This window comes from Micromonospora sp. NPDC051300 (assembly GCF_044455315.1).
GTDB classification, from domain to species: domain Bacteria; phylum Actinomycetota; class Actinomycetes; order Mycobacteriales; family Micromonosporaceae; genus Micromonospora; species Micromonospora robiginosa.
Genome location: NZ_JBITEP010000020.1, coordinates 114360 through 129139, shown reverse-complemented (window position 1 = coordinate 129139; position 14780 = coordinate 114360). Strand labels below are relative to the sequence as shown.

At 73.4% G+C, this 14780-nt stretch carries 11 protein-coding genes and 1 riboswitch; of the genes, 5 read left to right on the top strand and 6 right to left on the bottom strand.

Annotation, left to right across the window (positions count from 1 at the left end):
* Window positions 1-154: 154 nt before the first annotated feature.
* The 4 genes from ACIA5A_RS21805 to ACIA5A_RS21790 all read right to left on the bottom strand — a co-directional run bounded on the left by ACIA5A_RS21805 (window position 155) and on the right by ACIA5A_RS21790 (window position 4266).
* Window positions 155-997, bottom strand: a complete 843-nt coding sequence (locus ACIA5A_RS21805; protein WP_396765196.1) for a C39 family peptidase — start codon at window positions 995-997, stop codon at window positions 155-157.
* Between the two features lie 204 nt (window positions 998-1201).
* A riboswitch (cyclic di-AMP (ydaO/yuaA leader) is annotated at window positions 1202-1342 on the bottom strand.
* A gap of 307 nt (window positions 1343-1649) precedes the next feature.
* Complete coding sequence (locus tag ACIA5A_RS21800) at window positions 1650-2414, bottom strand: hypothetical protein (RefSeq protein WP_396765194.1); 765 nt, start codon at window positions 2412-2414, stop codon at window positions 1650-1652.
* Window positions 2415-2564: 150 nt separating this feature from the next.
* Complete coding sequence (locus ACIA5A_RS21795; protein ID WP_396765191.1) at window positions 2565-2978, bottom strand: hypothetical protein; 414 nt, start codon at window positions 2976-2978, stop codon at window positions 2565-2567.
* A 109-nt stretch (window positions 2979-3087) separates the two neighbouring features.
* Window positions 3088-4266: an acyltransferase family protein gene (locus ACIA5A_RS21790; protein WP_396765188.1), complete on the bottom strand. Its 1179-nt coding sequence runs from the start codon at window positions 4264-4266 to the stop codon at window positions 3088-3090.
* A 145-nt stretch (window positions 4267-4411) separates the two neighbouring features.
* Between ACIA5A_RS21790 and ACIA5A_RS21785 the strand changes: the two genes are divergently transcribed.
* From ACIA5A_RS21785 to ACIA5A_RS21775, 3 genes are all read left to right on the top strand, one after another.
* Window positions 4412-5737, top strand: coding sequence for a polysaccharide pyruvyl transferase family protein (locus ACIA5A_RS21785; protein WP_396765205.1), 1326 nt, complete (start codon window positions 4412-4414; stop codon window positions 5735-5737).
* Window positions 5738-5764: 27 nt separating this feature from the next.
* On the top strand, window positions 5765-6394 hold the full coding sequence (locus ACIA5A_RS21780; protein WP_396765185.1) for an alpha-ketoglutarate-dependent dioxygenase AlkB: 630 nt from the start codon (window positions 5765-5767) through the stop codon (window positions 6392-6394).
* Window positions 6395-6464: 70 nt separating this feature from the next.
* Window positions 6465-7787 carry a uracil-xanthine permease family protein gene (locus tag ACIA5A_RS21775; RefSeq protein WP_396765183.1) on the top strand — a complete coding sequence of 441 codons (1323 nt, stop codon included), beginning with the start codon at window positions 6465-6467 and terminating at the stop codon, window positions 7785-7787.
* A gap of 190 nt (window positions 7788-7977) precedes the next feature.
* Here the strand turns inward: ACIA5A_RS21775 and ACIA5A_RS21770 are convergent, their stop codons facing one another.
* Entirely contained in the window at window positions 7978-10467 is a 2490-nt protein-coding gene (locus tag ACIA5A_RS21770) for a DNA topoisomerase (ATP-hydrolyzing) subunit A (RefSeq protein WP_396765180.1), read from the bottom strand.
* A gap of 32 nt (window positions 10468-10499) precedes the next feature.
* The gene (locus ACIA5A_RS21765; protein WP_396765177.1) at window positions 10500-12614 is read right to left on the bottom strand and encodes a type IIA DNA topoisomerase subunit B; all 2115 of its coding nucleotides are present in this window, start codon (window positions 12612-12614) and stop codon (window positions 10500-10502) included.
* 147 nt (window positions 12615-12761) lie between these two features.
* On the opposite strand from ACIA5A_RS21765, the gene ACIA5A_RS21760 reads away from it, so the two are divergent.
* Window positions 12762-13415: a class I SAM-dependent methyltransferase gene (locus ACIA5A_RS21760; protein ID WP_396765174.1), complete on the top strand. Its 654-nt coding sequence runs from the start codon at window positions 12762-12764 to the stop codon at window positions 13413-13415.
* A 97-nt stretch (window positions 13416-13512) separates the two neighbouring features.
* On the top strand, window positions 13513-14769 hold the full coding sequence (locus tag ACIA5A_RS21755) for a hypothetical protein (RefSeq protein WP_396765171.1): 1257 nt from the start codon (window positions 13513-13515) through the stop codon (window positions 14767-14769).
* The last annotated feature ends 11 nt before the right edge of the window (window positions 14770-14780 follow it).

Here is a 14780-nt window from a genome sequence, read left to right as displayed (position 1 = left end):
GCCCAGACCGTCCAGGTGTCCGCCTACCCGGACGCCTACGCCCAGTGGGAGAAGCAGGCCACCGACCTCGTCACCCAGCACTGGACCAAGTAAGAGCGAAGAAGGCCGGCACCCGAGAACGGGTGCCGGCCTTCACGCGTACCGGAGAAAGGGGTCAGGCGGAGTAACCGCGCGTGGCCATCCAATTCGCCAGGTCGATCGTGCTGATCCAGTACGACGGCAGCGACGGGTCGGCCGAGTCGGCGATCCGCACGGTCCGGCCGTCGTTCTGGTAGCCGACCACGGCGATGTAGTGGCCGCCCGGGAACGAGTGCCAACCACCGTTGGTGTCGGTGGCGTCGCCGACGATGTTCGAGACGACGGCCCGGCCGTTGCTGACCGCCCGCACGACGTCGGCCTGGAGCTGGTCGATCTGCGCCCGGGTGGCCGAGCCGGGGATCATGCGCGTCCGGTACGGGTCACCCTTGACCTGCTGGTTGAGCACGCGGGTGGTGTCCTCGGCGGAGTTGGTGCCCATCTCGGTGGTGCCGAGGGCGACGGCCAGGGTGTCCTGGCTGCGCTCGATCCCGGCGGCGCTGAGCGCGTTGCGCACCGCGGCCGGACCGCAGTAGTAGTAGGTGGTCTGCGCCTGGTAGTCGTAGTCGAGCGTCCGGCTCGACGGCGGCTTCGGCTTGGCCTTGCGGGTGGTGTCCGGGTCGGCGGCCTTCGCCGAGGCGGAGGCGCTGGCCCGGGGCGACGCGCTCGGCGTGGCGCTGGGCGACGCGCTCGGGGCCGGGACGGCGATCCGGGCCTCGCTGCGGCTGGCGGTGTCGCCGAGCCGGGCGCCGAGGTCGGCCACCGAGGCGGTGTTCTCCTGACGGACCGGGGCGTCGTCGGTGGCGGCGAGGGCGACGCCGGTGCCGCCGGCCAGGACGAGGGCCGCCGCCGAGCCGGCGATGATCTGGTACGGGCGTTCGGTCGCGAGGCGCCGCAGCTGGCGCTTCAGGTGGTGCTTCACGATGGTCCTCCACGGGGGTGAGCGGCACAGGCCGGCCCGGCACGCGGAGGAACTCACACGTGCTGGCGGGCGGCAGGGCCGCGGAAGCGACGCCCGGGCTACCGGGCGATCAGGGGTCGGGTACGTGTCGCCGGTCAGGCGAGCGTCGGCACCCGGTGGCCGTGGAGGCGGGGGGACGATCGGGGGGTGCTGGGCACGAGGCGGAACTCCTTCCGTGGCCGCCGACCGGGTTAGCTGACGGATTCGGGCGGGAAGTACGCCCTACCGCGGCCGTGGCGCGCGGATTCACCCCGGTGTTGCTCTGGGTCCCCGGTTCGTGTGTGCACGATTAGGCGGGTCGGCACGGCGTCGCCATCTGCGACCGTGAACCGCACCGGACGCGCCGACACTACCGGCGGCTAAAAGCCCTGCCAAGCGCCGCTGCCTGCGTAAACGCGCCGGGCGATTACGGATACGGCGCAACCGGTCACCGACGTCACTCAATGGGACGAGCGGCTCCGCCGGTAGCTGTCCGGCAAAAAGGGGGACATCCGGCGGGCGGAGAAACGGGCATCGTGCGCAGCAGCGGTCATCGACTCCGGTCGTCGACGGTCGGATGGTGCCCGTGACCGGGCTCACCACACTCGGTAACGATTCGGCCGAGGTCGTCCGCTCAGCCCACCCGTGCCGGACGCCAGCGGGCGCTGCGCACGGCAGCCGTGGTCCGGACGCGGGTCGCGGCCGGGGCCCGGAGGGCGGGGACGGGCCGCAGCGCGACCGCGGCCGCGTGCGCCTCGGCGGCGAGCGTGCGGGCCGACTCGGCGGCCAGTTCGGCGTCCCGCCACGCCAGGCGCTCCCGTTCGGCGGCCGCCTCCCAGCCGGCCCGGCGCCCGTCGCGGGCCGTGCGGGCCAGCACGATCTCCTGCTCGGCCGGGTGGCGACGCGCGTCCCACCCGTTGCGGTGGGCCAGCACGTCGGCGAGTTGGCGGGCGGTCAGGTCGCCCCGCCAGTGCGCCGCCATCGCCGCGCGGTGCAGCCAGCGCTCCCGGGCCGCGTACTCGGTCGGGGTGTGTGGCGTGTGCGGGGCGGGCAACGCGCCGGCGCCGGCGAGGCGGCGGGCGGCGGTGTCCGCCTCGTCGTAGGCCGTCCAGGCCCGCTCCGCCTCGGTCTGCGCGGCCAGCCAGCGCTCCCGGCGGCGACGCGCGGACTGGGCGGCGCCGGCGGCGGCCACCGCCACCTCGTCGGCGTATCGGGCCAGGTCGGCGCGGTGGAGGGCGTCCGCGTCGACCGGGTCGACGTCGACCTCGGCCGCGCCGTCCCGGTCCGGTCGGGCGACCAGCACGGCGAGCAGGACGAGGGCGAGCACGGTCAGCGCCGACCAGATGGCGGCGGCCTCGGGAACCGCGGTGAGGAAGTTGAGGAGAACGGTCTGCGACATGGTCGGCACCTCACGGGAGACGATGGCGGGAAGATCCGCACGGACCGGTCGGGACGGGGCGCGGCCGGGTGCGGGCACCGCCGGAGAGCCGAGGGGCGGGTGCGGGGTGAGGTTCGGGTGGAGGGGGACGCGGGCCGGACCCGCGGCGGGTCAGCGGGCGGGCGGGGCCCGCGGGCCGGCCGGCGCCGAGGGCTGGCCGCCCGGGACCGGGAGCCGGGCGGGCGGCGGCACGGCGGCACCCGCCGGCTGCGGCTCCGGCACGCCGGTGGGGGCGTCCGGCCGCGCGGCGGCGAGGTCACGCTGCGGCGCGGCGGCGCGGCCGTCGTGCCGCTCGGCACCGGCGTCACGCTGCCGTCCGGCGAAGACGTCGCGCTCCGGTCGCGGGACGGCCGGGGCGCCAACGGCGCGGATCGTCACGCCGGTGACCGGAGTGCCGGCGGTCAGGCCGGCGGCCGGGCCGGTCGACGCCGACGCGGAGACGCCGGCCGGCAGCGCGGCGGCGCCGAGCGAGAAGGCGACCACCACGGCCAGGCTGGCCAGCATCCGTGCGACCCAGCGCGCCACCCACCACACGGGACAGGTGAGCGCGATCGGAAGCACGGGTACAAATTACCGCCGATGCCGCCGCACCGCACCGTCGTCCGGCGTGTCGCGCCGCCGCCGAGCGGGCCGCTCAGTCCGGTCGGCGCGGCCCGGCGTACTCGATCGAGCGGACGGTGTCGTCGGCGGCCGGTCGCGGGGCCGGCACGCCCGGCGCGGCGGGGGCCGGCTCACGGCGGGCCCGGCGGGACGGGCCGAGGCGACGCATCATCGGCACCTCCACCCAGCGGTGCAGGGCGGCGGCGAGCGCCAGGGTGAGCAGCAGGAAGCCGAGCACCGCGACCGGGCCCCGCCAGCCGGTCAGCCCGGTGCCCCAGTCGCCGGTGAGCCGCAGGACCGTCACCATGACCAGCACGTGGACCAGGTAGAACGCGAACGAGACCTCGCCGAGCCAGACCATCGGGCGGGACCGCCACGGGGTCCGCCGGCCCCGCACGTCGGCGTCCGCCGCGGCGGCGATGACCAGCAGGTACGCCACGGCGAGCAGCGCCGCCCAGAACTCGGCGGGGATCCACAGCGCGGCGACCACCCAGGTGACGACGAACAGCAGGCTCGCCACGGTGAGGTCGGGGCCCCGCCAGCGGTGGCGGCGCATCAGCTCGGCGGCGGCCGCGCCCATCCAGAACTCGAAGGACCGGGTGACCGGGAAGATCTGGGTGAACCACCAGCGCTGGTCCTCGGGGACCAGGTGCTGACCGGGCCAGAGCGCCAGGATGAGCAGCGGCGCGGCGACAAGCGCCACCCGGAGCACACCGGTACGCGCCCGCCGCAGCCACGGCACCACGAGCGGCAGGCACAGGTAGAAGGCCAGCTCGCAGGAGAGCGACCAGCTCACGTTGTTGACGCTGTAGAAGTAGCCGTTGAGCGGAATCCACGCCTGGACCAGGAAGAGGTTGCCGATCGCCGCCCACGGCAGGACCGGGTCGGCGAACCAGGCCGCCACGGCCAGCGCCGCCAGGAACGTCACCACGTGGTTCGGGTAGATCTTGGCGAACCGGCGGCGCAGGAACGTCCACCCGCGCTCGCCGTCACGGTACGACCAGACCAGCACGAATCCACTGAGGATGAAGAAGAACTCGACGCCGGAGAGGCCGAGGCTGAAGGTCTTGTCCATCACCCCCTTCCACCCGGGCTCGGCGATGATCCGCATGGTGCCCGCGTGGAAGCCGAAGACCAGCAGGGCCGCGACCCACCTCAGCCCGGTGAGCGACGGCAGCCGCGGCGCGCGCACGGTGGTCGGGGCACTGGTCATCCCGGGCACCCTACCGGGTGGTGGTCGACCGGCTCCGGTCCGGCGGCGTCGCGAGGGTCCCCGTCCGGAGGCGGATAGGATTTCCGTTCCCGCACGAGCGGGCCCCCCGGCGCCCGCCGGGCCGAATCGGAAGGTGAGCGACCGGATGCACCAGCGGATCCTCCTCCGCGCCCGCAAGGGCCCGTTCGACGTCCTGACGCCCGAGGAGACCTTCGCCGGCAACTGGATCAGCGACAACACCGGCAACCTGGTCTTCAGCCACGCCGCGAACAAGCTGCTCGCCACCTCCACGGCGGAGATCACCTCGACCCGCAAGCTCGCCGACCCGCGCGACGCGGACGAGATCAACGAACGGTACGACGTCTTCGTCGTCCCGCTGGCCAACGCGTTCCGCCGCAGCTTCGTCAACCGCCTCGAACCGATGACCCGACTGATCGAGCGGCTCCGGATCCCGGTGGTGGTCCTCGGCGTCGGCGTGCAGACGAACGTCGACGGCGACCGGGAGTACCTGCGCCAGATCGACGAGCCGGTGAGCGCGTTCTGCCGGGCGGTGCTCGACCGCTCGCACAGCATCGGGGTACGCGGCGAGATCACCGAGAGCTACCTGCGTACCCTCGGCTTCTCCGCGGTGGAGCAGATCGGCTGCCCGTCGATGTTCCTGCACGGCGACACGTTCACGCTGGAGAAGACCCGGCCGGAGCTGACCACCGACGACCGGATCGCGCTGACCATCTCCCCGTACGTCTCGTCGATGGCCCCGGTCGTCCGCCACCACCAGGAGCGCTACCCGAACCTGTGCTACGTGCCGCAGGACCTGCGCACGCTCGGCACGCTGCTCTACGGCGACGCGCCCGAGCACCGGGGCAAGCACAGCGAGATGCCGCTGCACACCTCGCACCCGCTCTTCGTCGAGGACAAGGTGCGGATGTTCGTCGACCCGTGGACCTGGATGGCGCACCTGTCCGGCTTCGACTTCAACTTCGGCACCCGCATCCACGGCACCATCACGGCGCTGATCGCCGGCACGCCCGGCTACCTGTTCGCGCACGACTCGCGCACCCTGGAGCTGGCCCGCTACTTCGGCATCCCGCACCGGATCATGCGGGACGTGCCGGCCGACGTCGACGCCGCCGACCTCTACGCCGAGGCCGACTACACCGCGCTGACCGAGGGCCACAAGGCCCGCTTCGACACCATCACCGCGTTCCTGGCCAAGCACGACCTCGGCACCTCGTTCGCCGACGGCGACAGCGCCGCCGCGTTCGACAGGCGGGTCGCGGAGACCGTGTTCCCGCCGGCCGTCCGCCCGGCCGCCGCGACCCCGCCGGACGAGCTGCTGGTCCGCATCCAGCGGCTCCGCGACGAGAACCGCGCGCTCGCCGACAAGGTCCGCAACCTGCGGGCGCAGGGGCTGCGCGAGCGGATCAAGCAGGCCGTCCCGGACCCGGTACGTCGGCTGCTGCGGCGCTGAGGGATCGCACACCTGTACGATCGGGGCGTGTCCGGTGACGCCTACCAGCCCTCGATCCTCGACCTGGCCGAGCACGGCCCCACCCTGGGCCCGCTCGACGTGCGCCGGCACGAGTTGAGCCGGGGCGCCTGGGTCGACCACCTGCCGGGCTGGGTCCGGGGTTCCGACGCGGTGCTCGACACGCTGCGCCACGACGTGCCGTGGCGGGCCGAGCGCCGCACCATGTACGACACCGCTGTCGACGTGCCCCGCCTGCTCTGCTGGTACGCGGCCGGCCGACCGCTGCCGCACCCGGTGCTCACCGCCGCCCGCGACGCGCTCACCCGGCACTACGCGCCCGAGCTGGGCGAGCCGTTCGTCACCGCCGGCCTGTGCCTCTACCGCGACGGCCGGGACAGCGTCGCCTGGCACGGCGACACCCGGGGCCGCTCCGCGCACACCGACACCATTGTCGCGATCGTCTCGTTCGGCTCCCCCCGATCGCTGCTGCTGCGCCCGCGCGGCGGCGGGGCCAGCCTGCGCTTCCCGCTCGGCCACGGCGACCTCGTGGTGATGGGCGGCTCCTGCCAGCGCACCTGGGAACACGCGGTGCCGAAGACCGCCCGACCGGTCGGCCCCCGGGTCAGCGTCCAGTTCCGCCCCGCCGGGGTGGCCTGACCCCGCACCGTGCTAGAAACAACTCCCAGGGTCGATCACACCCCGTCACGCAGAGGTGAAGGGTGAGGCGATGACCCAGTTCCCCCGGTGGGCCGTGCACGGCGACGGCCGCTCGGTACGCCCCGGCGACGTGGTCCACCCCGACGAACGGCTCTCTTGGCCGCGCACCGCCGGCGTCGGCGTGCAGCACGTGGTCGCCATGTTCGGCGCCACCTTCACCGTCCCGCTGATCACCGGCTTCCCGCCGGCCACCACGCTCTTCTTCTCCGGCCTGGGCACGTTGCTGTTCCTGCTGGTCACCGGCAACCGGCTGCCGTCGTACCTCGGGTCGTCGTTCGCGTTCATCGCCCCGGTGATCGCCGCCAAGACCGACGGCGGCATCGGCGCGGCGCTCGGTGGCATCGTGGTCGCCGGCGTGGCGCTGGCGCTGGTCGGCGTGGTGGTGCACGTGGCCGGCGCGCGCTGGATCGACGCCCTGATGCCCCCGGTGGTGACCGGCGCGATCGTCGCGCTGATCGGGCTCAACCTCGCGCCGGTCGCCTGGGACGGCGGCGGCGCGGGCACCGGCGTCAAGGCCCAGCCGCTGATCGCCGTGGTCACGCTGCTGGCGATCCTGGTCACCACCGTGGCATTCCGCGGCTTCCTGGCCCGGTTGTCGATCCTGCTCGGCGTGGTGGTCGGCTGGCTGCTCGCCGCGGTGACCGGCCAGCTCGACCAGCAGGCGGTCACCGGCCTGCGGCAGGCGGCGTGGGTCGGGCTGCCCGAGTTCCACACGCCCAGCTTCAGCCTGCGTGCCGTGGTGCTGGTCATCCCGGTGATCCTGGTGCTGATCGCGGAGAACGCCGGGCACGTCAAGGCCGTCGCGGCGATGACCGGGCGGAACCTCGACCGGCACATGGGTCGGGCGTTCCTCGGCGACGGCCTCGCCACCGTGCTGGCCGGCTCCGGCGGCGGCTCCGGCACCACCACCTACGCGGAGAACATCGGCGTCATGGCGGCGACCCGGGTCTATTCCACTGCCGCGTACTGGGTGGCCGGCGGCGCGGCGATCCTGCTCGGGCTCTGCCCGAAGTTCGGCGCGCTGATCCTCACCGTGCCGGCCGGGGTGCTCGGCGGCGCCACCACCGCGCTGTACGGCCTGATCGCCGTGCTGGGCGCCCGGATCTGGATCGAGAACCGGGTCGACTTCCACGACCCGGTCAACCTGTTCACCGCGGCGGTCGCGGTCGTCGTCGGCGCCGCCAACTACACGCTGACCGCCGGCGACCTGTCCTTCAACGGCATCGCCCTGGGCACCGCCGCCGCGCTGGTGATCTACCACGGCATGCGCCTGATCGCCCGCCTCCGCGGCACCACCCCCGCGTCCCGCCCCTCCCCCGACCCCGAACTCTGACCCGCTCCCCGCTCCCCGCTCCCCGCTCCCCGCTCCCCGCTCCCCGCTCCCCGCTCCCCGCTCCGGCGATCTTGCACTTTCGGCCCGGGATTTGCCGTCTTCGTCCGAAAAATCCGGGCCGAAAGTGCAAGATCAACGCGGGGCGGCGGGGGCGGGGGCGGGGGCGGCGTGAGCTGCGCCTGACCCGGGGTCAGTCGCGGTCGATGTGGTGGCCGACGACGGTGGGGCCGAGCATGACGGCGAAGCCGGAACCGTCGCGGCGGGGGTCGGCCGGGGGCAGGTCCACCGGGTCGCCGGTCGCCGTCGCGCCCACCGGACGCGGCCCGATCCATGCCACGGACAGGTCCGTCTCGCCCTTGAGGAGCCGCTGGGCGCGCACCCCGCCGGTCGCCCGCCCCTTGGCCGGGTACGCCTTGAACGGCGTCACCTTGACCGTGGCGCCGGTCGAGGTGACCACCATCGGCTCACCGTGCTGCGCGTCGTCGGTGCGGACCGCGCCGAAGAACACCGCCCGCGCGCCGGCGGTCAGGTTGATGCCGGCCATCCCGCCGCCCTTGACGCCCTGCGGCCGCACCAGCGACGCCGCGAAGCGCAGCAGCGACGCCTCCGAGGAGACGAACGCCAGCGTCTCGGCGCCGTCGGTGAGCCAGGACGCGCCGATCACCTCGTCGCCCTCGCGCAGCGAGATCACCTCGAACTCGTCCGAGCGGACCGGCCAGTCCGGCGCGCACACCTTGACCACGCCCTGCCGGGTGCCCAGCGCCAGGCCGGGCGAGCCGGCGGCGGACGGGCCCAGCGGGGCCAGCCCGACGACTGTCTCCCCCGGCGCCAACGGCGCCAGCTCGGCGGCCGACATGCCGCCGCGCAGCGAGACCGTGCCGGACTGCTCCGGCAGCACCGGCAGCGGCAAGACGTCGATCTTGAAGGCCCGGCCGGCGCTGGTCACCAGCAGCACCCGCCCGCGTGCGGTGGAGTGCACCACCGCGCGTACCGCGTCGTGCTTGACCCGGCCGCTGCGCCGCCGCGCCTCGGCCGCCTCCTCCGACTCGGCGGCGGTCCGCGCCACCAGGCCGGTCGCCGAGAGGATCACCTGGCACGGGTCGTCGGCGACCTCCAGCGGGCCGGCCGGCACCGACGCCGCCAGGACCTCCTTCAGGTCGCCGTCGACGAGCGTGGTGCGCCGCTCGGTGGGGAACTGCCGCACCACCGCGGCCAGCTCGTCGGAGACCAGCTTCCGCAGCACCTTCGGGTCGTCCAGGATCGTCGACAGCTCGGCGATCTCGCCGCGCAGCTTCTCCTGTTCGGCCTCCAGCTCCAGCCGGTCGTACTTCGTCAGCCGGCGCAACGGAGTGTCCAGGATGTAGGTCGCCTGGATCTCGGAGAGCCGGAACTTCTGCATCAGGCCGTCCTTGGCCGCCTGGGCGTCCTCGCTGGCCCGGATCAGCTTGACCACCCGGTCGATGTCGAGCAGCGCGACCAACAGGCCGTCGACCAGGTGCAGCCGCTCCTCCCGCTTGCGCTTGCGGTAGGCGCTGCGCCGGGTCACCACCTCGTAGCGGTGCGACAGGAACACCTCGAGCAGCTCCTTGAGCCCGAGCGTGCGCGGCTGGCCGTCCACCAGCACCAGGTTGTTCACGCCGAACGACTGCTCCAGCGGGGTGAGCCGGTAGAGGTCGGCGAGCAACGCCTGCGGGTTGACCCCGACCTTGCACTCGACGACCAGGCGGGTGCCGTTCTCCCGGTCGGTGAGGTCCTTGACGTCGGCGATGCCGGTCAGCCGCTTGGTCTTGTTGACCTCGTTGGTGATCGCCGCGATCACCTTCTCGGCGCCGACGCCGTAGGGCAGCTCGGTGACCGTGATGGCCTGCCGGCCGCGGCTGCCCTCCAGCGGGCCGATCTGCACCCGGCCGCGCATCCGCACCACACCGCGCCCGGTCTCGTAGGCCCGGCGCACCTCGTCCAGGCCGAGCAGCAGACCGCCGGTGGGCAGGTCGGGGCCGGGCACGAACTCCATCAGCCGGTCGAGCGTGGCGTCCGGGTGGTTGATCAGCCAGCGGGCGGCCTGCACCACCTCGCCGAGGTTGTGCGGGATCATGTTGGTCGCCATCCCGACCGCGATCCCGGACGCGCCGTTGACCAGCAGGTTGGGGAAGGCGGCCGGCAGCACCGTGGGCTGGGTCAGCGAGCCGTCGTAGTTGGGCTCGACGTCGACGGTGTCCTCACCCAACTCGCCGACGAGCAGCATCGCCTCGCGGGACATCCGGGCTTCCGTGTAGCGCGCCGCGGCCGGGCCGTCGTCCGGGCTGCCGAAGTTTCCATGCCCGTCGATGAGTGGGGCGTTGAGCGAGAAGTCCTGGGCCAGCCGCACCATCGCGTCGTAGATCGCCGTGTCGCCGTGCGGATGGTACTTGCCCATCACATCACCGACAATTCGGGCGCTCTTCACGTGCCCGCGGTCCGGGCGGTGACCCTGCTCGTACATCGACCAGAGGATGCGCCGGTGCACCGGCTTGAGCCCGTCCCGGGCGTCCGGCAGGGCGCGGGAGTGGATGACGGAGAACGCGTACTCCAGGTAGGAGTCGGAGACCTCGGTGACCAGCGGGTTGTCGAAGACCCGGGCGCCGGCCTGGTCGAAGGCGGAGAGGTCCGCCTTCGCGCGATCGTCCTTGCGGCGTGCCATGGTGCAGCTTCCTTCCGAAACGAACGCGGTGGTCAGGCGTCGATGGCGTCGCGGTCGACGCGGTCGGCGGAGTCGATCAGCCAGTTGCGGCGGGGCTCCACCTTCTCGCCCATGAGCAGTTCGAGGATCCGCTCGGCGGCCTCGACGTCGTCGAGCGTGATCCGGCGGACCGCCCGGGTGGCCGGGTTCATGGTGGTCTCCCACAGCTCGTCGGCGTCCATCTCACCGAGGCCCTTGAAGCGCGGGATCGGGGTGACAATCTGCTTGCCGGCCTTCTCCAGCTTGCGGACCGTCGCCTCCATCTCGGCCTGGGTGTAGGTGTAGACGGTCTGCGGGTTGCGACCCTTCGTGGTGATCTTGTGCAGGGGCGGCATCGCGGCGTAGAGCCGGCCGGCCTCGATCAGCGGCCGCATGTAGCGGGCGAAGAGCGTGATCAGCAGCGTCCGGATGTGCGCGCCGTCGACGTCCGCGTCGGCCATGATCAGCACCCGGCCGTAGCGCAGGGTGGACAGGTCGAACGTGCGCCCGGAGCCGGCGCCCAGCACCTGCACGATCGCGGCGCACTCGGCGTTGTCCAGCACCTGTTGGAGGTTGGCCTTCTGCACGTTGAGGATCTTGCCCCGGATCGGCAGCAGGGCCTGGTATTCGGAGGACCGGGCCATGCGGCTGGTGCCCAACGCGCTGTCGCCCTCCACGATGAACAGCTCGCTGCGCTCGACCCCGGTGGCGCGACAGTCGACAAGCTTGGCCGGCATGGCCGCGCCCTCCAGCGCGGTCTTGCGGCGGGCGGCGTCCTTCTGCTGCTTCTGGGTGAGCCGGACCCGGGCCGCGTCGACGATCTTCTGGAGCACCGTGCGGGCCTCGGCCTTGGTGCGGCGGTCGTCCAGCCAGCTCTTGAGGTGCGCCTCGACCAGCCCCTGGAGCACCTTGGTGATGCCGGCGGTGGACAGCTCGTCCTTGGTCTGCGAGGTGAACTGCGGCTCCGGGATGCGCACGTGCACGACCGCGGTCATGCCCTCCAGGACGTCGTCCAGGGTGGGCGCGTCCTCCTTGGGCTTGAGCAGGCCGCGGGCGGCCCGGGCGGCCTCGGCGAGGGTGCGGGTCAGGGCCCGCTCGAAGCCCTTGCGGTGGGTGCCGCCGTGGGCGTTGCGGATGGTGTTGGTGAAGCACTCGACCCTGCGGTCGTAGCCGGTGCCCCAGCGGAACGCGATCTCGACCTCGGCGCGGCGCTGCACGTTCGACTGCATCACGCCGTTGGCGTCGGCGGCGTTCTCCCGGTAGGTGCCCTCGCCGGTGACCAGCAGCGTGCCGGAGACCGGCCGGTCGCCGGCCGGGGCCAGGAACTCCACCATGTCGGTCAGGCCGTCGGGAAAGTGGAACCGCTCCTCGACGACCTCCTCGCCGGTCGCGTCGCGCAGCCGGTAGGCCACGCCGGGGACGAGGAAGGCGGTGTTGCGCAGCTTGAGCCGGACCGCCTCGGTGTCGAGCGCGGCGCCGGTCTCGAAGTATCGGGGGTCGTGCCACCAGCGGATCGAGGTGCCGGTGCGCTGGCCGCGCTTCATCGCGCCGACGATCTGCAGGCCGGGGCCGGGGGTGAACGGCGCGTCCGGGCCGTCGCCGTCGAAGATGCCGGGTACGCCGTGGCGGAACGACATGGCGTGGACCTTGCCGCCGCGGCGGACGGTGACGTCGAAGCGGCGGGACAGCGCGTTGACCGCGGAGGCGCCCACACCGTGCAGGCCGCCGGAGGTCTTGTAGCCGGAGCCGCCGAACTTGCCGCCCGCGTGCAGGCGGGTGAGCACCAGCTCGACACCGGAGATGCCGGACTTGGCGTGCACGTCGGTGGGGATGCCGCGGCCGTCGTCGTCGACCTGCACCGAGCCGTCGGCGTGCAGGAGCACGTCGACGGTGGTGGCGTGACCCGCGACACCCTCGTCGGTGGAGTTGTCGAGGATCTCGTTGACGAGGTGACCCACGCCACGGCTGTCGGTCGAGCCGATGTACATGCCGGGGCGCTTGCGGACGGCGTCGAGGCCCTCCAGGTGGGTCAGGTCGTCGGCCCCGTAGAGCGTCTCAGGCTGTGCGGTCAACTGGTCGTACTCCCAGGTCTCGGCGGTGTGGTGCCGTTCACCGTGTGATGCCCCCACGGCGATCGCCGGGCGCGGCGCGCCGCAGCGAGCCTAGCCCGGCGCTCCGACAGCTCCGTGTCACCGGGTGCGGTGCGTTGTCCGGTTACCCTGCGGGCCGGGTTCGTGCCGCCGCAGTCGTGGCGGCGCCCGCAGCGGGAGGTGTCCGTGGGTGACAACGACGTGACCAGCCTGTCGTCTTCCCGGCCGGCGGCCGGGGACGACCCGGTCGGCCGGTTCGAGCGGCTCTACGCGGAGGCCGGGCGCGGCGCGGCGGAGGTGCCCTGGGACCTGGCGGCGCCGCACTCGCTGGTCGCGGAGTGGACCGCGCGGGTCCGGCCGGACGGCTCCGGCCGCCGCGCCGTGGTGGTCGGGTGCGGTTTCGGCCGGGACGCGGAGCACCTGGCCGGGCTGGGCTTCGACACCGTCGCCTTCGACGTGGCACCGAGCGCGGTGCGGGAGGCGCGGCGCCGACACGCGGGCTCGACGGTCCGGTACGAGGTGGCGGACCTGTTCGCGCCGCCGGCCGCCTGGTCGGACGGGTTCGACCTGGTGCTGGAGAGCATGAACGTGCAGGCGTTGCCGGTCGACCTACGCGCGGCGGCCACGGCGGCGGTGGGGCGGCTGGTCGCACCGGGCGGGCTGCTGCTGGTGATCGCGGCGGGCCGGCGGCCGGACGAGGCGGTGGAGGGCCCGCCGTGGCCGCTGACCCGGGCCGAGGTCGAGTCGTTCGGCGTGGGCGGGCTGGCGGCGACGCGGATCGAGGAGATCACCGCCCCGGACGGCGGACTGCGCTGGCGCGCGGAGTTCCGCCGGGGCTGAGCCCGATGTCCGGCCATTGACGCCCGTCACACGCCCGTGATCTGATCGCCCCCTTGAAGAATCTTTCATGTTTCGATGGGTGAGGGTGAGGTGGGGCATGTCCGTGTTCCGTCGTTCCGTGGTCGCGGCGGCGCTGGCGCTCGCCACGGTGGCGCTGCCGGCCGCCGTGGCGCCCGCCGGGCCCGCCGCCGCGGCGCTGCCCACCGCCGCGGTGGCCTTGGGTGACAGTTTCATCAGCGGCGAGGGCGCCGGCGGGTACACCCCGGTGGTCGACGTCAACGGCGTCGCGCAGGGCTTCCCCGGCTGGTCGGCGGCGAACGCCAACGCCTACTTCTGCCACCGGTCGCCGAACGCCTCGCTGTTCCGGGCCGACCTGCCGGGCATCGCCGCGCGGTTCAACCTGGCCTGCTCGGGCGGGCAGCCGTACGACATCGCCAACGCCTCGGCCAACCGGGCCAAGGGACGGCAGGTGGCCGCCCAGCTCGACCAGCTCCGGTCGGTGGCCCGCACCCACGACATCGACCTGGTGCTGGTGGGGCTCGGCTCGAACAACAGCTCGTTCACGTTCGGCAGCGTGGCGGAGAAGTGCGCCAACCGGTTCATCGCCGACGCCTGGACCGGCTGGTGGGAGTTCTGGGCCTACCTGGGCGGGCCGGTGGAGCAGAAGCCGTGCACCGACGCCGACCTGGGCACCGCGGCGCAGTTCGCCTCGGCCACCGCGGAGACCACGGCGGCGCTGCGGCAGTTGCTCGCCACGCTCGACGAGGTCGACGCGGACGGTCAGCACCGGGTGGTGTTCCAGGACTACACCAACCCGCTGCCGTACGAGCTGGAGCAGAGCTACTGGAGTGAGGACAGCCGCGACGACACCCGGGACAAGTTCCGCGCCCTGGGCGCCGAGCGGTACGCGGCCGGCTGCCCGATCCACCGGGCCAGCCTGGCGCCCGGGCAGCGCTTCTCCCAGGGGCTCGGCACCCTGGTCGGCTCGGTGCGGAGCACCTTGGCGGCCGAGTTCCCGAACGACGACCTGGTCTACCTGAACGTGCAGCGGGCGTTCGACGGCGCGCGGCTGTGCGAGTCGGCGGGCAGCCCGGCCAACGCGCTGGCCACGCCGATCCGGCTGATGGACGGCCCGAGCGGCGTCTTCGTCACCAGCCTCTCCGGCTACGACAAGCTCGACATCCAGCGGATCGCGAACGCCTGCGGCACCTACTTCCAGACCTGCCAGGAGTCGTGGCACCCCAGCGCGGCCGGTCACCAGGTGCTCGGCCGCTGCCTGAGCGGCGCCGCGGTCACCGCCGCCCGCACGGTCTCCTGCGTACGCGCCCCGGACGGCACGATCGCGGTCGGCTGACGGCAGGGTCG

What these genes read in the sequence shown, in the direction of transcription:
- ACIA5A_RS21770 (WP_396765180.1), bottom strand. Translation starts at nt 10,467, where the DNA reads ATGGCACGCCGCAAGGACGATCGCGCGAAGGCGGACCTCTCCGCCTTC.
- ACIA5A_RS21785 (WP_396765205.1), top strand. Translation starts at nt 4,412, where the DNA reads ATGCACCAGCGGATCCTCCTCCGCGCCCGCAAGGGCCCGTTCGACGTC.
- ACIA5A_RS21790 (WP_396765188.1), bottom strand. Translation starts at nt 4,266, where the DNA reads ATGACCAGTGCCCCGACCACCGTGCGCGCGCCGCGGCTGCCGTCGCTC.
- ACIA5A_RS21755 (WP_396765171.1), top strand. Translation starts at nt 13,513, where the DNA reads ATGTCCGTGTTCCGTCGTTCCGTGGTCGCGGCGGCGCTGGCGCTCGCC.
- ACIA5A_RS21800 (WP_396765194.1), bottom strand. Translation starts at nt 2,414, where the DNA reads ATGTCGCAGACCGTTCTCCTCAACTTCCTCACCGCGGTTCCCGAGGCC.
- ACIA5A_RS21775 (WP_396765183.1), top strand. Translation starts at nt 6,465, where the DNA reads ATGACCCAGTTCCCCCGGTGGGCCGTGCACGGCGACGGCCGCTCGGTA.